The following is a 17,742-nucleotide window of genomic DNA, read 5'->3' on the forward strand; positions in this document are numbered from 1 at the left end:
GAGTGGGGCCGAAAAATCGTGGGCGGCAGAAAAGTGGGGGCGAATCAGCGTGACGAGCCGCTGAGGCCCGACATCAGCGATGCGAGCGTGAGCTGGTCCATCGTGTCGATCTCGATCGCGTCCCGCTCGTCCACCTCGGCAATGCCGACGGTTCCGAAGAAGCGGAAGCGCGCGGCCCGGAATCCCGTGGTGCGCATCACGTAAAACGCGCCGGTCTCCTGGTAGTGCGGTTCGCGGTCCTGACGGCGGGGACGGAAGGAGTGATCGTGGTTGACCCCGACGGCTCCGGCCGGTGTCTTCTTCCAGAGGAAGGCATAGGTCTCAAGGGCCGAAAACACCACGTCGTCGTCGCCGCGCAGCACCCGGGTGACAGCGGCATCCAGGTCATCCGCTCGAATAAAAGGGCTCGTGGCCTGAATGAAGACCGTGACCTCCGGGGCACCCACCGTGCGGTCGATCTCATCGAGGGCGTGCAGCAGCGCCGATTCGGAGCTGGCGGTGTCGTGTGCAAGCTCTGCCGGACGGTCGATGACGATCGCACCGGCCCCGACGGCGGTCTGCGCGATGGCGGCGTCGTCGGTGGTGACGTAGACGACATCGATGGTGGATGTCGCGAGCGCCGCGTTCACCGCGCGCTCAACCAACGACACGCCTCCGACCTCGCGGAGGTTCTTGCCGGGAATGCCCTTGGATCCGCCGCGGACGGGGATGATGGCCGCGACGCGTGCCTGGCGCGAGCTCCTCATGATGTTCCCTCTTCTGGTCCGACGGACGACTCTCGGATGACGGTGGCCACATCGTGGTGCCGGCATCCTGAAACGCTATGTCGAGAGGGTGTTGCACCGGTTGACGGAAGGTTAACAACGGGTGTGCGGTGATTTCACCTCAGATCAGACGATTTCTCTGTAGGAACCCTCCACAGGGTCCGCGTGGGGGCTGCCCAGTAAAGTGGGGGCGTGACTGACGACATTGCACGCCCCGATCTCTCCACCACAGACTCTGCCGCTGCGGACCAGGCCAAAGCCGACCTGGCGACGACGGCGGGCAGGCTTGCCGACCTGAAGGTTCGCTACCACGAGGCGGTCACCGCCAGTGGTGAAGCCGCCATCGAGAAGCAGCATTCCAAGGGCAAGAAGACAGCCCGCGAGCGTATCGAGCAGCTGCTCGACCACGGGTCGTTCGTCGAGCTGGACGAGTTCGTCCGTCACCGCACGCACGCCTTCGGCATGGAGAACAAGCGCCCCTACGGTGACGCCGTCGTCACGGGTACCGGAACGATCCACGGTCGCCAGGTCGCCATCTACAGCCAGGACTTCACCATCTTCGGCGGATCGCTCGGCGAGGTCGCCGGCGAGAAGATCATCAAGGTCATGGACCTCGCGCTGAAGACCGGCGTCCCCATCATCGGGATGCTCGACTCCGGCGGAGCGCGCATCCAGGAGGGCGTTGTCGCCCTCGGCAAGTACGGCGAGATCTTCCGCCGCAACACCCAGGCCTCCGGGGTCATCCCCCAGATCTCCATCATCATGGGACCGGCCGCCGGTGGCGCCGTGTACTCCCCCGCGCTGACCGACTTCGTCATCATGGTCGACAAGACCAGCCAGATGTTCGTGACCGGCCCCGACGTCATTAAGACCGTCACCGGCGAGGACGTCGGCATGGAGGAGCTCGGTGGAGCTCTGACGCACAACAAGATTTCCGGTGTCGCCCACTACCTCGCCAGCGACGAGGACGACGCCCTCGACTACGCGCGCACGCTGCTCAGCTTCCTGCCGGACAACAACCTCGCCGAGCTGCCGACCTTCGACAGCCAGGTCGACCTCGAGATCACCGACGAAGACCGTCGCCTCAACACGATCATCCCGGACTCCCCGAACCAGCCCTACGACATGAAGACGATCATCGAGCACATTGTCGACAACGGCGACTTCCTCGAGACGCAGCCGCTGTTTGCACCCAACATCGTGGTCGGTTTCGGCCGCGTCGAGGGACGCTCGGTCGGAATCGTCGCCAACCAGCCGAACGCCATGGCGGGAACCCTCAACATCGACGCCGGCGAGAAGGCCTCGCGCTTCGTTCGCTTCTGCGACGCGTTCTCCATCCCGATCCTCACCCTCGTCGACGTGCCCGGCTACCTGCCCGGCACCGACCAGGAGTGGACGGGCGTCATCCGCCGCGGAGCCAAGCTCCTCTACGCGTACGCCGAGGCCACCGTGCCGCTCGTCACCGTCATCACCCGCAAGGCGTACGGCGGGGCTTACATCGTGATGGGCTCCAAGCAGCTCGGTGCCGACCTCAACTACGCCTGGCCCACCGCCGAGATCGCGGTTATGGGTGGACAGGGCGCCGTCAACATTCTCTACCGCAACGAGATCAAGGCGGCGGAGGCTGCGGGCGAGGATGTCGCGGCCGTGCGCACCCGTCTCGCCAACGAGTACACCTACAACGTGGCATCCCCCTTCCTCGCGGCGGAGCGTGGCGAACTGGACGGCATCATCGAGCCGGCCGCCACCCGCGTTGCCGTCGTCAAGGCCCTGCGCGCGCTCAAGACGAAGCGCGCAACGCTGCCGCCCAAGAAGCACGGAAACATCCCCCTGTGATGGCCGGCAAGCACGCGGCGCCCAGCGTGGATGACGCGGACGCAACAAACGGTGCGGACGTGGATGCCCCGTCCACCGTCACCGGCACGCCCGGCGACACCAACGCGCCCCCCGAGGATCCGACCGCCGTCGAGTCCGCCATTCGGGTCGTCTCGGGCAACCCCACGGACATCGAGATCGCCGCGGTCACCGCTGTGCTCTCCGGCGTGCTGGAGGAACTCGCCGGCGAGCTCGGGCGAGCGACGCCTGCCGGCCCCTCCGCGTGGAACAAGAGCCAGCGGGACATCCGCAAGCCGCTGGTGCCCGGAGCGGGCAACTGGCGCGGCTTCGCCGGCTAACGCCGCCGTCGCGTGATCGCTTCGCCCCGGCGTTAGCGACCGCTTTCCCGGGGATTGCCCTGCCGCTTTCCCACCGCGGTCGCCGCTGCTCTCGGCCCTGCGTTCGCCACCACTTTTCCCCGCTTCGCCGCCTTCTTTCTCTCCAGCGTCGCGCGTACGGGTACAGCGGGGACAATTGCGGATTCCGTGGTGAAGAATGACGAAATAGAGGGTTCCGCGCGGCGGTCGCTGTTGATATGGTCACTAGAATACACGGTGTACCCCGCTTTCGACGTTCCGCTCGGCGTTCTCCGCGGCCCAGGGACCGGTAGGGGCCAAGAAATGTCCCCCACGTGTCCCCCAAAATGACGACTGTGCGGTACTCTGTTTTTTACCAATATTGATCTTGCTAGGTGTCTCTCATCGAGTTACACCACCAGATCATTGGCCGACTAGGGTAAGCGGGCCAATGACTTGGGGGCGAGTCAGGGCAATATTCGGGTTATTGCCCTGACTCGAATCTTGACAACAGGGCCAGAGGTTTCCTCTGGTCCTGTTGTTAGTTAACGGCCGTTGCGCCCGCGCGGGCTTCGTAGTGCGACTCGGACAGCCGGCCGAGGCCGAACAGCCTCCCGCGAGAGTCAGCTGGCAGCGGCGGATCACCCGCCCGAGTCGCCGAGCTCGCAGACGCGAAACAGCCGCCCGTGAGGTCAGCCGACCGTGCGTTTGATCTCCAGCCACAGGTCGACCTCGTCGTCCTCGAGGGACTCCTGTCCGAGGGCGCTCGCGCTGCCATCTCCCACGGTGCGCAGCCCGACGACGGTGATGGCCGTGTCCGAGCCTTCCGGAACCGTGCGCGCGATGACCTTGTCGGCATCCGTGCTTTCGAGGGCAGAGGCCAGGCGGTTGAGCACACGGTCGAGTTCTTCGTCGCTGAGGTCGTCGATGCCTCCCTCGTCGAGGAGCGTCACCGTCGCGCCACGGCGTCGCGCGGCCATTACCTGGGCGCGCACGGCGTCGTTGAGGAGTTTGCGTCCACGGATCTCGTCGCGGATGGCTCCCTCGAGGTGCAGGCACTCGAGGCGTTCCTCGTCGGTGAGGTTGCCGTTGCTGCGCTGGATGGTACGAAGCATCACCAGGGCCATCGCGCTTGTCTGGTTGAGGCGGAACTGCCGCTCGAAAATGTGGGCTTCCTGGGCGGCCTGCCAATCGGTCGCCTCCCGTTCGGCGAGCGCGAACCGCTGCGCGTCCCGGGAGGCCTTGGCCATGCCGGAGCTCAGGATGTGAGCCACCGCCACCCACGACACACTGCCGATGACACCAATGGAGACAATCCCGCCGACGCCGGCCCATAGGACGGTCTGCAGCACGAGGAACGAGACGCCCGTCCACGCCACGGCGTAGCGACGACGGGTCGACGTGATCGTCATGAGCGTTCCGACGGCCGCGACGTACCAGGTGGCGTAGCCGTTGCCCCCCTCGCGGTTCGGGTCGAGCTCGTGGGTGACGAGCAGCGGCAGGGCGACGACAACGGCCAGGTTGAATGCCGCGAGCCACGGCGGCATCCGCGCCGGTCCCCACGGGCCGAGGCTCAGCACGGTGGCGACGAGGTACAACGCCATCGCGGCGATAATCGGACCGTCGGACGCGGGGATCCCCTGCGTCATCGAGTAGACCGCGAGCACCAGGTGGTACGCGGAGAAGAGCGCCGCCATCGCGACGATCACATAGCGGGGAACACCAATGTTCATCGTCCGCGCCCGTCGTCGGGGGTTGCATCACTGGGAGCGGAGGGCGAGGGCTCGGTGGTGCCGCTCAGGGGAGAGCCATCCGGTGCCTCCGCGAACGGCCACCGGATCGTGACGATCGTGCCCTCACCCGGAACCGAGTCGATGTCGACGTAGCCGCCGGCGTTCCAGACCCGCTCAATGATGGACACCCGCACACCCAGCCGCTCGGTGGGAACGTTTTCGAGCACAAAGCCCTCGCCGGTGTCGCCGACTTCGACCTGGATTCCCGCGGTGCCCACCCCGTGGATGCTGAGCCAACGTTGCACCGTATCCGGCCGTCCGGCGTGCTGCAGGCTGTTGACCATGGCCTGGACAGCCGCGGCGTAGACGGCCTCTCCCGCCTGCACGGGAAGCGACTTGGGCCCGATGTCACGGGTAAGCAGTCCCAGAGGGGGTGACATGCCCGCAGCGGCATCCCGAATCCGCCCCGCGACGTCGCGCAACCGCACCGTCGTCCCGTCGTCCGGGGACACCAGCGCCGCGTCGTGGAGCTGTGCGATCGCATTGCCGGCCATGGTCGCCGCGAGCGTCTTCGCCTCCGGCGTGAATGCCCGGGCCGCCGACAGCAGAGTGGTCAAAACGGAGTCGTGCACGATCGAGTCGACCTGCACCCGCTCGATTTCCGTGGCGTGCTGGCGTACGGCATGGCCATACCTGTCGATCGCCGTCGCCTGCGCACGGTCGACCGACGCCGCCGCCTGCCGCAGCATCGTGACGATCACCATGACCGCCCCTCCGAGGATGATCGAGTACACGACGTCGAGGATGGCCGCCGGGACGGTCGCGCCACCACCGGCGGGCTGCGTGCGGATGATTCCGTAAATGATCGGCACCGAGAAGAGGTAGATCCCCGCCGCGCGGGTCGAGAATCCAATGGCCGCCGTCGCCGTGGCAACGGTGAGCATCAGGTAGAGCCAGTGGTTCTCGTTGTGCACCTTCGACAGATCGGAGATGAAGAACGGCCACGTCAGCAGCGCGACCAGGTAGACCACCGACACGACGCCGTGGCTGAATCGCACCGCGCGCCGGAAAATGGATGCCAGGAATGCGGCCACCAACGTGACGACAAAGACAATCAGGGTGGGGTACAGCCAGGCCGGCTCGGACTGATCCAGCTGCGAGAGCAGCGTGGGAACCGCCTGGACGCCGAAAACGAGTCCGAACACCGCGACGGAGCGCGAGATGACGGCCTCGACCTGTCGGCGACTGATCGGGTTGCGGGGCTGCTTCCCCGGCGCGGGTAGGGGTGCAGGCGTGCGGATGTCCGCCGCGTTAGCGGCCATCGCCGCCATCCGGGTCGAGGCCGGGCAGGATGCCGTCCTCTACCGCACGGCGCAGCAGATCCACCTTGGTGGGCGCCGGGCGCCCCACTTCGACGTACTTGACCCGGATACGGTCGAGGTACTCGCGGGCCGTCGAGTAGCCGATGCCCAGCTGCTGCGCGGCGAGCTTCAGCGGCAGGCCGGAGGCGTACAGGTGAAGAATTTCGCGCTCGCGACGACCGAGCTGCGCCTTGGAGAAGTCGCGGTCGGCGTCGATGGCGCTCGCCCACTCGAGGTTGTTGAGCACTTCGCCCCGGGCCACGGAGGCCGCGGCGGCAATCACGGTCTTGGTCGCGGACGACTTCGGGATGACTCCGGCGGCGCCCGCCGCCAGGGCTTCCCGCACACTGGCGACACGGTCGGCAATGCTGTGGACGAGCACGGCTGATCCCGTTGCCTGGACGCGCTTGACGTTGTCGGTCACGGTCGAGCCATCACCGAGGGACAGGTCGAGAACGACCACGTCGACCTCGCGTCCGGCGAGGCCGTCAACGAGTTCTTGCACGGTCGCCGCCGCGAGAACAAACTGGTAGCCCTCGTCGACGAAAGCTGCCTTGAGTCCCAGTCGTACTGATTCGTGATCGTCGACCACCGCGACGCGTAACGCCGCAGATGGTGGAGTGATTTCACTCCCGTTTACCGGTGTCTCAACCACGTTCATCCCGCCTTTCCAAGCGATGCTCGCTCGGATTCTGCCCCTATCGTATCGGTGCCTAGGCGCGCACGAGCGTGCCGACTGCCTCAACGTGGTGAGTGTTGGGGAAGAGGTCGAACGCGCGCAGGCCCGACAGACGATATCCACGTTCGCCAAACAGTGCAACGTCGCGCGCGAAGGCCACTGGATCACACGCCACGTAGACGAGTTGGACCGGCTCAAGGGCCGTCAGCGCCTCGACAACCTGCTTGCCGGCGCCCGCGCGTGGCGGGTCGAGAACGACCGTCGCCGAGCGCAGCCGGGCGCGTTCGGTGTCGCTCGCGGTGGCCGCGATCCGGGCTATCCAGCGCTCCACGCGCGCGGTGACCGCGGACGCTCCCACCCAGTCGGACAGGTTGTATCCGGCATGCTCGGTGGCCGAGGCATCCGATTCCACCGTCGTGATCCGCACGCCGCTGCCAAACCTGTCGCCGACCGCGGCCGCGAGCAGGCCGACGCCGCCGTAGAGGTCGAGGTTGTCGGCCTTGGGGTCGAAAAGCTCACCGTCAATGGCGGACTGCACGGCCTCGGTCAGCGTCGTCGCCGCGGCCGAATGCACCTGCCAGAATCCGCCGTCGTCCAGCTGGAATTCGCGCGTGCCGACGACCTCACGGATGGTCACGGGTTTCTGCCGACCGATGATCAGGCGGGCGCCACCGGTCGAGGGCTGGAGCACGTCGATGCGCTCCTCGCCGACGAAGCGGTCCCAGAGCGGCGCTGCCTCGGCCACCTCCTCGGTGGCGAGAGGGAGGGAATCGACGGGGATGACCCGGTGCGAGCGGGCCGCGTACGGCCCGGGTCGCCCGTCCTCATCCACGTGAAGACTGATACGGGTGCGCCAGCCGGTGCCGTTCTCGGCTCCGGGGATCGCCTCGACCGAGGCATCCGTCTCAATTCCGGCCATGCGCTTGAGGGCGTCTGCGAGCACCTGGCGCTTCAGTTCGCGCTGGTGCCCGATCTCGATGTGGCCGAACTCGGCACCGCCCGCGCGGTCGGCGGGAGCGCGGTCGACGCTGGCGGCATCCCAGATGTGGGTCTGGCGGTGCTCGCTCGGCTCGATGACGCGCACCGTTTCGGCGCGCCAGAACGACTTCTTATTGTCTTCGGTGATCTCCGCGAGAACCTTCTCGCCGGGGATCGCGTCGCTGACGAAAACGACCCTGCCGTCGAGTCGCGCTACCGATATGCCGCCGTGGGCAACGTTGGTAACCTCGAGCTCGACCTGTTTTCCTTGCATTTCACCCATCCCCCGAGCATAGGAGTCTGAATGCGGTTGTACCTCGCCTCGACCTCGCCTGCACGACTGGCGACGCTGCGCGCGGCCGGAATCGAGCCGGTTTTGCTCGCCTCGAACGTCGACGAGGAGGCCGCCGTTGCCGCCGCCGGCGAGCTCACCGGACCGGAGATGGTGCTGCTGCTCGCCCGCCTCAAGGCCGAGGCGGTCGTGGGACGCACGGTGGGCGGCGAGCCCATCGACGGGTTCATCCTCGGTGGGGACTCGGCGTTCGAGCTGGACGGCGAGATCTACGGAAAGCCCCACCTTCCCGAGGTAGCCCGGCAGCGCTGGCTCGACCAGCGTGGGCGCGAGGGCACGCTGCACTCGGGGCACTGGCTGATCGACCACCGTGGTGGCGTGGCGGCAGAGTCATCCGGAGAGGTGTCCAGCACGACAGTGCGGTTCGCCGAGAACATCTCCGATGATGAGATCGACGCCTACATCGCGACCGGCGAGCCCCTCGAGGTCGCGGGTGCCTTCACCATCGACAGCCTCGGGGCCGCCTTTATCTCAGAGGTGCGCGGCGACCCGCACGCCGTCGTCGGGCTCTCGCTCGCACAGCTGCGGCAGCTGCTCGTCGGGTTCGACGTGAGCTGGCCGAGCCTGTGGAACAGGGTCTGACGCCTCGCTCGACGCGCGCCACGACAGTCGCCTTTGTAGGGATGCTCCAGCGTCCTTCAGACCTTTCTGTGCGGTTCTACCAAAATGAGACCCCTCGAGGCACCATAAGCTAGGGGACTATGGCTCGCATCTCGAAGGTTCTGATCGCCAATCGCGGAGAGATTGCGGTACGGGTGATCCGGGCTGCCCGGGACGCCGGAATCGCTTCCGTCGCCGTCTACGCCGACCAGGATCGCGACGCCCGCCACGTCAAGCTCGCCGATGAGGCCTACGCCCTCGAGGGCTCGACCAGCGCCGACACCTACCTCGTGATCGAGAAGATCCTCTCGGTGGCCCGCCGCTCCGGCGCCAACGCCATCCACCCCGGCTACGGCTTCCTCGCCGAGAACGCCTCCTTTGCACGCGCCGTCATCGACGCGGGCATCATCTGGATCGGTCCGTCGCCGGATGCGATCGAGAAGCTCGGCGATAAGGTCTCCGCGCGACACATCGCCGAAAAGGTCGGGGCGCCCCTGGCTCCCGGCACGCTGAACCCGGTCTCCGGGGCATCCGAAGTCCTGGACTTTGTCGACATCCACGGTCTGCCCGTCGCCATCAAGGCCGCCTTCGGTGGCGGGGGACGCGGCCTCAAGGTCGCGCGTACCCGTGAAGAGATCCCCGAGCTGTTCGAGTCCGCCACGCGTGAGGCCATCGCGGCCTTCGGCCGTGGCGAGTGCTTCGTCGAGAAGTACCTCGACGAACCGCGCCACGTCGAGACCCAGTGCCTCGCGGACGAGCACGGCAACGTCGTCGTTATCTCCACCCGCGACTGCTCGCTGCAGCGCCGCCACCAGAAGCTGGTGGAAGAAGCGCCCGCTCCCTTCCTCACGGACGAGCAGAACGAGCAGCTCTACTCGTCGTCGAAGGCGATCCTGCGCGAGGTCGGCTACGTCGGCGCCGGCACCTGCGAGTTCCTCGTCGCGAAGGACGGCACCATCTCCTTCCTCGAGGTCAACACCCGCCTGCAGGTGGAGCACCCCGTGTCCGAAGAGGTCACGGGCATCGACCTCGTCCGCGAGCAGTTCCGCATCGCCGAAGGCGGCGTTCTTGACTACGAGGACCCGAAGCCCCGCGGACACTCGTTCGAGTTCCGCATCAACGGCGAGGACGCCGGACTGAACTTTATGCCCTCCCCCGGCCCGGTGCGCTCGCTGCGCCTGCCCGGAGGACCCGGCGTGCGCGTCGACAGCGGCGTCACCACCGGAGATGTCATCAGCGGAGCGTTCGACTCCCTGCTGGCGAAGCTCATCGTGACCGGATCGAGCCGCGAGGACGCCCTCGCGCGTGCCCGCCGCGCGCTCGACGAGTTCGAGGTGACCGGCCTTCCCACCGTTCTTCCCTTCCACCGCAAGATCGTTCGCGATCCCGCCTTCACGAGCGAACCGTTCAGCATCTACACCCGCTGGATCGAGACCGACTTCGTCAACGACATCGAGCCGTGGAGCGGATCTCTGGAGGACGCCGCACCGACCGCCACGCGCCACAGCGTCGTCGTCGAGGTGGATGGCAAGCGCGTTGCCGTTTCCCTTCCCACCACGCTGCTTCCGGCATCGTCCGGGGCCGTTGCCCGCTCGGCAGCGCCCAAGCGTCATGCGGGCGGTGCCGTCAGCACTGTCACCGGCGACTCCGTCAAGGCGCCCATGCAGGCGACGATCGTCAAGCTCGCGGTCGCCGATGGCGATCGCGTTGTGAAGGGCGACCTGATTCTGGTGCTCGAGGCCATGAAGATGGAGCAGCCCATCACCGCCCACAAGGACGGCACCATCGGCGGCATGAACGTCTCGGTCGGCGCGACGGTGTCTTCGGGTCACCTGCTCCTCAACATCGTCGACTAGCCAGACCCGATCCGGGAGAGCCCGGCCGCGACGGCTGGGGTACGAACGCGCGGACGCGACGGCTGGGGCACTAGCGCGGGACGCAATGTCCGTCCATCCACACGGAGTTAGCGCCTGCCCACGAACCGAGCCCACCCGTGCGCGAGCGTCGTTATTACCCGTGACGTCCGGGGGGGGCGCGGGCGCGACGCGCGTGGGTGGGTGCAGGCTGCTCGATGCTGGCGAAACGGCGCCCCGGGTCATCCGCTTATTTGATTGATTATCTTCGATTTAAAGCTTGTTTAAGCATTATCAGTCACGCTACCTTGTGGAGCATTACTCGTTCCAGTCTCTGGTTGAGCCCGACAACGCAGCGATCGGCGGTATACCGGCGCGCATCTGCGCGGCCGTTCGTTCATCTGAGGGGAAGTTCCATGAGAATGAAATCGACCGTTCGACCATCCGTGGCTCTCGCCACCGTCGTGGCCCTGTGTGCCGCGGCAGTGACGTTCACCGCGGCACCGGCGATGGCAGCAGTGCCCAACCTTGCGCAGCACGTCGCCGTTCCGGCGTACATCCCGACGTCGGATACCGCCTCGTGGGCGAGCCTGACTCCGGCGGCAGCGCAGCTCGGATTCATCGTGGTGAACGTGGCCAACGGGCCCGACACCGCGGTCAACGCAGACTGGAAGGCCAAGATCGATCTGGCCCACTCCCACGGCATCAAGGTGCTCGGGTACGTGGACAGCGGCTACTTCGGGGCGTCGACTCCGGCCCGCAAGACGGTGCTGGGCGACAGCGACGCGGGTTCGTGGACCGTGCAGGCGCAACTGGACGTCAATCGTTGGTACGACTTCTACGGAACATCCATCGACGGAATCTTCATCGACGACGGCATGAACACCTGCGGACCGGGCACGACCAACACGTACGCGGATCTCTACAGCGAGCTCAACGACTACATCCACAGCAACCACGTCGGCGCGCTGACGGTCGTGAACCCCGGCATCTCTGTTCCACAGTGCTACGAGGACACCGCCGACATCATCGTGACGTACGAGGGCAACTCGACGAACTACCTGAACCCCTCCGCTGACCTTGCACCCAAGCAGTGGCAGCTCGACGGTGACCCCAACAAGTTCTGGGAGATCGTCTACGACGTGACCGCCGCGAACCTCACCACCGTGATGAACCGCTCGAAGACCAACAACGCGGGTTACGTGTATGCCACCCCGGACACCGGAGCGAACCCGTACGACACGGCGCCGACCGGCAGCTACTGGACGAACGAGCTCGCAGCCACGACCGCCACCGGTACGACGGTGCCGGCTACCCCGGCAGCGCCCACCGCGGCGGACGTGTACTCGACGGGTGTCGATCTGTCGTGGACGAGTTCGTCCTCGACGTCGGTCGTGGGCTATGACGTGTACCGCACGGTCGGAACGACCAGCGTGAAGATCGGGTCGGTGGCGAACTACTACCCGGCCGTCACGGAGTTCACCGTGCCGGGCCTCGCCCCGTCGACGAGCTACAGCTTCACGATCAAGGCGCGCTCACTCAATGGCATCACGTCGGCGGCAAGCCCTGTGCGCACTGTCACCACGGATTCCACCTGGGGAGCAGTCCCCACGACACCGACAGTGACGAGCAGCAACCTCACTGCGAACGGTGTGCAGCTCAGCTGGACGACATCGACCTCGACCAACGACACCATCGCCGCGTATGACGTGTACATCAACGGGGTCCGACGCCTCACGCTGGCGGGTACCGTGCACACGGCGCACATCGGGTACCTCGCCCCCGGCACGGCGTACACGTTCTCCGTCAAGGCGCGCGTGACGTCAAACTCCGCCTCCGCGTCATCCAACACCGTGAGCCTCACCACCCCGTCACCGACGCCGATCGCGAGCCCCGCGGTCACGTTCGGTGCGACGACCGCGCATTTCCAGGCGCAGTTCAACCTCACGTACAACTTCCAGAACGTGTTCATCGACGCGGACGCCAACGCTGCCACCGGCTATGCGTTCGGTGGGATCGGTGCGGACTTCCTCATCCAGGGCGGCTCCTACTTCTCCCACGTCGCCGGCACCACCGGCTGGGACTGGACACCGATCACCCTGACCACGGGGCCACTCGTCTCCTCGACCGGTGGGCTCTACCAGTGGGAGGTGCCGTCGTCCACGCTCGGCTCGGCCACCAGCCTGCAGGTGATCTTCAACGGATCGGGCAGCTCGGTGGAGGCGTCCACCGCCATCATCACGGCGGCCAAGCTGTAGTACCCGCGGGTAACCCGCACCAACGCACGTGGAAGCGCCGGACGCGATCTCGTCCGGCGCTTCTGCGTGCTGGGGGGGTCGTGGGACAGCCGCGGCTCGACGGCTAGCGTGCGGGGGCGCGCGGGCGGCGCCGGGACGGCGTGGGCCACCGACCGCTGGGGCCACCGAACCCTCGGCCGCCGACACCTCGGCACCTGGCAACTCGGGCACCCGGCACCCCGGGCACCTGGCAACTCGGGCACCCGGCACCTCGGCGGCCGACACCTCGGGCCGCCGACAACACAGGATACGGGCACATCCACCGGCGCACGTCAGCGTGCAGACCGCGTCAGCGTCGATGGATCACCAAGCCCCGTAAACACCATGGGGCGGACGACGGATGACCCGGGCCGCCGACTTATCGGTGTGCCCGGGTCATCCACTGCCCGCATGTTCCAGACGGAACGGGTCTCGCTACTTGAGGCCCGAAGACGCCAGCCCGTCGATCACCTTGCGCTGCAACACAATGAAGAGAATCAACACGGGCGCCATGGCCATCAGGCTCGCCGCCATCACGACCGGGTAGTCCGTGGTCTTGTCGCCGACGAGGGTCGCGAGCCCCGCCGACAGCGGCATCGTGTCGGAGTAGGTGGAGACGACCAGCGGCCAGAGCAGTTCGTTCCACGACCAGAGCACCGTGGTGATCGCGAGCACGTTGATGCTCGGACGGGCGAGCGGCAGCATGATCTTCCAGAAGATCTGCCAGGGGTTCGCGCCGTCGATGCGAGCGGCCTCCTCGAGCTCCTGCGGCATGTTGAGGAAGGCGGTGCGCATGAGGAACGTGCCGAACGCCGAGAACAGACCGGGCGCGACGATTCCGGCGAGGGTGTTGAGCCAGCCGAAACCCTGCACGACCTGGTACTGCGAGATTAGGTAGACCTGCGACGGAACCATGAGGATCGACAGCGTGATCGCCAGCAGGAAGGCGCGTCCCCGGAAGCGCATGCGCGCGAACGCGTAGCCCGCCATGGTGCAGAGCACGATCTGGGCTGCGCCACGGATGACCGTGATGAGAACGGATGTCTTCAACTGAGCCAGGAACGGCATGCGGTTGAATACCTCGGCGAAGTTCTGCCACTGCAGCTCGGCCGGCCAGAACGTCGGGACGACGCTCTGCACCTCCGCATTGGTGGACAGCGACATCAGGATCTGCCAGATAAAGGGGAACGCCATGAGCAGACCGCCGACACCGAGCACGATGTGGGCGATGGTGTGTGATCCGCCGCGGCGGGGGCTCTTGCGCTTCTTTACCGTCGTGGTGCGGGCGGTGACGCGGGAATCTGTCGCGCGGGTCGTCGTGCCCCGTGGCGCGGTGATGGTGTCAGTCATTGTTTACCCATCGCTTCTGGAGGCGGAACTGCAGGAGCGTCACGATGCCGATGATCACGAAGATCACCATGGCGATGGCGGCGGCGTAGCCCTTGTCGTTACTGACGAAGCCCTGGCTGTAGAAGAAGTAGACCAGCGACATGCTCTTGGGCAGGATCGGGTTGGTGCTGCCGAGCAGGGCGTAGAGCAGGTCGAAAAGCTGGAAGCTCGAGATGATCGTGATGATCATCACGAAGAAAATGCTCGGGGTAAGCAGAGGCACCGTCACCGAACGGAAGCGTCGCCACGGGGTCGCCCCATCGAGCTCGGCCGCTTCGTACAGTTCCGGCGGAATGTTCTTGAGCCCGGCGCCGAGGATGATCATCGAGAATCCGAACGACGACCACAGCCCGACGATGGCAACGGCGAACATTGCGAAGCCGGGTGTGCTGGTCCAGTACGGTCCGTCGATGCCGACGAACGAGAGCACGTAGTTGAGGATGCCGAAGTCACCGTTGAAGATGATGCGCCAGACCATCGCGACCGCGGTCGGCATCGCGACGTACGGCAGGAAGAACAGAACCCGGTAGAAGGAGGCGAACCGCAGCCCCGGCATGTTCAGGAGGCTGGCGATGTAGACCGCGATCGGGATCCCCAGCAGCACGATGGCCGTATAGAGGAGGGTGTTACCGAGCGCCGAGTAGAGCTGGGGGTCGGCGAACAGCCGGGTGTAGTTGGCGATACCGGTCCAGGTCGCCCCACCGAACACTCCCCATTCGGTGAAGGAGAAGTACGCGGTCTGCGCGATGGGCCAGAGGTAGAACACTCCGATGCCACTCAGCAGAGGCAGTACAAATAACCAAGGCCAGAACCCGTCCCGGCGGGCAGCCGCCCCGCCCCGCCGAACGCGCGGTGCTGCTGCGTTCGGCGGGACGAGACGAGTGCGGGTGGTGCTGTTTGTCATTCTTTAGCCAGTAGCCCATTCATCTGGTCTGCCAGGTCCTTCGTCGCATCAGCGACCGGAGTTGCACCGGAGAAGGCGTCGGGCAGAATCGTGGTTTCCAGCGCAGCCCATGCTGCGGTGTTCTTCGATACGGGGTACGGCTGAGCGTACTTCGTCGCGTCGATGAAGACCTGCAGGTCTACACCGGGCTGCGAGTCGACGAACGTCTGCTGGGTTCCGTTGAACGCGGGGATGACCGCGCCCATGTCGCCCTGCTGCTGCTGTGCTTCCTTGCTGGCGAGGAAGACCTGCAGCGCCTGGGCAGCGGCCTTGTTCTTGCTGCTGGCGGCCACGACGTTCGAAACACCGTGGATGACCGTTGCCTGCTTTTCTCCGGTGGGGAGAGGTGCGACGTTGGCGTCCTTGGCGATGGATGACTCGGCCACGGCGGTCCGCGACCAGCTACCCGACCACAGCATGCCGAGCTTGCCGGAGGTGAACCACTGAATGGCGGGAGTGTCGGTCAGCTGCTGGATCGTGGGTGAACCGCCGCTGGCGATGAGGTCGGTCCAGAACGAGATGCCCTTCTGCGAGGCGGCGCTGTCGTAACCCGACGTCTTGCCGTCGCCCGAAATCACCGAACCGCCGGCCTGGAAGATCGTGTCGTAGTAGGTGGTCTGGCCATCCATTCCGCCGCCGGCACCGTAGATGCCGTCCTTCTTCAGGGCCTTTGAGATAGCGGATGCCGCGGAGTCGAAGTCATCCCACGTCCACGACGCGGTCGGCAGGTCAACGCCAGCCTTCTCGAAGATCGCCTTGTTGTACCAGAGGCCGATGGTGTCGAAGTCCTTGGGGACTCCGTACTGGGTACCGTCGATCGTGTACAGGTCATCAAGCGCCTGCGGGTAGTTCGCCGGGTCAATGGCGCCAGCCGATACCTCGGAGGTGATGGGCTCGATCTTGCCCGCGCCGCCATAGGTCTGGAAGTTCGGACCGTTCATCCAGAACAGGTCGGGAAGGGTGTTGCTGGATGCCTGTGTCTGGAGTTTCGGCCAGTAGCTGTCCCACGGGGTGACGTTGACGTTCACCTTGATGTCCGGGTAGACCTTGTTGAATTCCTTGATGTTCGCGTCGATGGCCGCAACCTGGGTCTGGTCCCAGAGCCCGTAGGTGATCTCGGCGGACAGGTCCTTGGCCGGAGCCGTGTACCCAGCGCTGGCGGTGTCGGCCGACGGTGACGTGCTGCAACCCGCGACGAGTGCCGCGAGGCCAATCGCCCCAACGAGTCCGAGCAGGCCTCGACGCCGGAAGGCGCCGCTGCCGGAGGAAGAGTTAAGCATTGCTGTGTCCTTTCAAGGTGCGCAGCCGGTCGGCAGCGTCTGTGGAAGAAGCGAAGTACTGCGTGATTGACGGGTGGAGCGTTGGAACATCGAAGGGGACGGAGCCCGATCGAAGCGAGGCGGTCGCGAGCACGGCGGCTGCGACCGATTCCCTGGCGGAGAGGGGCGACAGCTGTGTCGGCGTCCCCAGGGCGACATGGTTGAGGAATTCGTGCATCGTGGTGATGTCCGCGTCCACGTGGCCGCTGGTCACACCATCGATCGGGTACTCGGCGTCGCCGGCCGCTTGCCATTCGCGTCGGGTGTTCCACACCTTCACCACGCCACCGGCGGTGTCGCCAAAGTTCTCGAGGCGGCCATGCGTTCCGATGACCGTGTAGTTGCGCCAGTAGTCCGGAGTGAAGTGGCACTGTTCGTAGCTGGCCATGACGCCGTTGTCGAGCGTCATCATCATCATCGACACGTCTTCCACATCGACGACGGGGTTCAGCCCGGTCTGCGACTCGGGCGGCCAGTTGTCCAGCGAGAACCAGTCGGCCATCGTCTCGCCCGAGCGGTCCCGGCGGTCATCGTTGTCGCCATAAACCATGAGGTCACCCATGCCAACGACCCGGCGGGTGTACCCGCCGGACAGCATGTGGATGACGTCGATATCGTGGCTCGCCTTTTGCAGCAACAGTGAATTCACCTTGCGACGGTCGGCGTGCCAGTCCTTGAAGTAGTAGTCGCCACCGTTCCCCACGAAGTGGCGGCACCAGACGGCCTTGACCTCGCCGATCTCGCCGCGTTCGATGATCTCGCTCATGAGGCGCACCACCGCGGCGTGACGGAAGTTATGCCCGACGTAGAGGGGGGTCTTCGTCTCGTAAGCCACGGTCAGGACGGCATCGGCGTCTTCGATGCTGGTCGCCAGCGGCTTCTCGAGATATACGGCAATCCCTGCGCGAAGAAGATCGATGGCGATCTCGGCGTGAGTCCAGTCGGGAGTGGACACGATCGCGGCGTCGATGCCGCCGGCGGCGATCAGGTCGGTGTGGGAGGTGAAGAACGTGATCGATTCACCGAACAGTGCTTCAGCCCGCAGACGGCCTTCCGCGGAAACGTCGGCGGCAGCCACCACGGATGCGCCGACGCTCGCGGAACCCACGTGCAGCGCAATCGCCGCCCGCTGGCCCGTCCCAATGACAGCTACCCGCAACGCATCGCGTTCCGTGGGCTGCCCAGTCTGAATGGTCATCAACTCTCCAACGCTTCCTTGCGTGAACTTGACTTATATAGTGCCAAATCGATCATGAATTGACAATAGGGGCTAGCCGCTCGTGAGCGAAAGTGAGAGCAACCAAATGAGCGATCTTTTACACGG

The 17,742-nt window shown here is 65.8% G+C and carries 14 protein-coding genes; 5 read left to right on the forward strand and 9 right to left on the reverse strand.

The features are described 5' to 3' along the window. Positions 1–44: 44 nt before the first annotated feature. Positions 45–746, reverse strand: coding sequence for a cytidylyltransferase domain-containing protein (locus tag HB677_RS04030; protein WP_213814384.1), 702 nt, complete (start codon positions 744–746; stop codon positions 45–47). 222 nt (positions 747–968) lie between these two features. Here HB677_RS04030 and HB677_RS04035 point away from each other — a divergent pair, with 222 nt between their 5' ends. After that, positions 969–2,600: an acyl-CoA carboxylase subunit beta gene (locus tag HB677_RS04035; protein WP_213814564.1), complete on the forward strand. Its 1,632-nt coding sequence runs from the start codon at positions 969–971 to the stop codon at positions 2,598–2,600. Beyond that, positions 2,600–2,938 carry an acyl-CoA carboxylase subunit epsilon gene (locus HB677_RS04040; RefSeq protein WP_213814565.1) on the forward strand — a complete coding sequence of 113 codons (339 nt, stop codon included), beginning with the start codon at positions 2,600–2,602 and terminating at the stop codon, positions 2,936–2,938. The genes HB677_RS04035 and HB677_RS04040 overlap by 1 nt, the downstream gene beginning before the upstream one ends. Positions 2,939–3,627: 689 nt before the next feature. Here HB677_RS04040 and HB677_RS04045 read toward each other — a convergent pair. The 4 genes from HB677_RS04045 to HB677_RS04060 are packed head-to-tail and all read right to left on the reverse strand — an operon-like array spanning position 3,628 to position 7,969. Beyond that, entirely contained in the window at positions 3,628–4,668 is a 1,041-nt protein-coding gene (locus tag HB677_RS04045) for a hypothetical protein (protein ID WP_213814385.1), read from the reverse strand. Further along, positions 4,665–5,990 carry a sensor histidine kinase gene (locus HB677_RS04050; protein WP_213814386.1) on the reverse strand — a complete coding sequence of 442 codons (1,326 nt, stop codon included), beginning with the start codon at positions 5,988–5,990 and terminating at the stop codon, positions 4,665–4,667. The genes HB677_RS04045 and HB677_RS04050 overlap by 4 nt, the downstream gene beginning before the upstream one ends. Continuing rightward, positions 5,980–6,690 carry a response regulator transcription factor gene (locus tag HB677_RS04055; RefSeq protein ID WP_213814387.1) on the reverse strand — a complete coding sequence of 237 codons (711 nt, stop codon included), beginning with the start codon at positions 6,688–6,690 and terminating at the stop codon, positions 5,980–5,982. The genes HB677_RS04050 and HB677_RS04055 overlap by 11 nt, the downstream gene beginning before the upstream one ends. 52 nt (positions 6,691–6,742) lie before the next feature. After that, entirely contained in the window at positions 6,743–7,969 is a 1,227-nt protein-coding gene (locus tag HB677_RS04060) for a class I SAM-dependent RNA methyltransferase (protein WP_213814388.1), read from the reverse strand. A 21-nt stretch (positions 7,970–7,990) separates the two neighbouring features. Between HB677_RS04060 and HB677_RS04065 the strand changes: the two genes are divergently transcribed. The 3 genes from HB677_RS04065 to HB677_RS04075 all read left to right on the forward strand — a co-directional run bounded on the left by HB677_RS04065 (position 7,991) and on the right by HB677_RS04075 (position 12,749). Continuing rightward, positions 7,991–8,620, forward strand: a complete 630-nt coding sequence (locus HB677_RS04065; RefSeq protein ID WP_213814389.1) for a nucleoside triphosphate pyrophosphatase — start codon at positions 7,991–7,993, stop codon at positions 8,618–8,620. A gap of 119 nt (positions 8,621–8,739) precedes the next feature. Continuing rightward, the gene (locus tag HB677_RS04070) at positions 8,740–10,494 is read left to right on the forward strand and encodes a biotin carboxylase N-terminal domain-containing protein (protein WP_213814390.1); all 1,755 of its coding nucleotides are present in this window, start codon (positions 8,740–8,742) and stop codon (positions 10,492–10,494) included. 413 nt (positions 10,495–10,907) lie between these two features. Beyond that, on the forward strand, positions 10,908–12,749 hold the full coding sequence (locus tag HB677_RS04075) for a spherulation-specific family 4 protein (RefSeq protein WP_213814391.1): 1,842 nt from the start codon (positions 10,908–10,910) through the stop codon (positions 12,747–12,749). Between the two features lie 453 nt (positions 12,750–13,202). On the opposite strand, the gene HB677_RS04080 is transcribed toward HB677_RS04075, so the two are convergent. From HB677_RS04080 to HB677_RS04095, 4 genes are read right to left on the reverse strand one after another with little or no spacing between them, the layout of a single operon-like run. Next, a complete protein-coding gene (locus HB677_RS04080; protein WP_213814392.1) occupies positions 13,203–14,117 on the reverse strand; it encodes a carbohydrate ABC transporter permease in 915 nt (304 codons plus the stop codon). Then, a complete protein-coding gene (locus HB677_RS04085) occupies positions 14,110–15,060 on the reverse strand; it encodes a carbohydrate ABC transporter permease (RefSeq protein ID WP_213814393.1) in 951 nt (316 codons plus the stop codon). The genes HB677_RS04080 and HB677_RS04085 overlap by 8 nt, the downstream gene beginning before the upstream one ends. Further along, complete coding sequence (locus HB677_RS04090) at positions 15,057–16,379, reverse strand: sugar ABC transporter substrate-binding protein (protein ID WP_213814394.1); 1,323 nt, start codon at positions 16,377–16,379, stop codon at positions 15,057–15,059. Before HB677_RS04090 ends, HB677_RS04085 begins: the two co-directional genes overlap by 4 nt. Further along, on the reverse strand, positions 16,372–17,616 hold the full coding sequence (locus HB677_RS04095) for a Gfo/Idh/MocA family protein (RefSeq protein ID WP_213814395.1): 1,245 nt from the start codon (positions 17,614–17,616) through the stop codon (positions 16,372–16,374). The genes HB677_RS04090 and HB677_RS04095 overlap by 8 nt, the downstream gene beginning before the upstream one ends. Positions 17,617–17,742: the final 126 nt, after the last annotated feature.

The organism is Glaciihabitans sp. dw_435 (assembly GCF_018449675.1).
Taxonomy (GTDB): domain Bacteria; phylum Actinomycetota; class Actinomycetes; order Actinomycetales; family Microbacteriaceae; genus Glaciihabitans.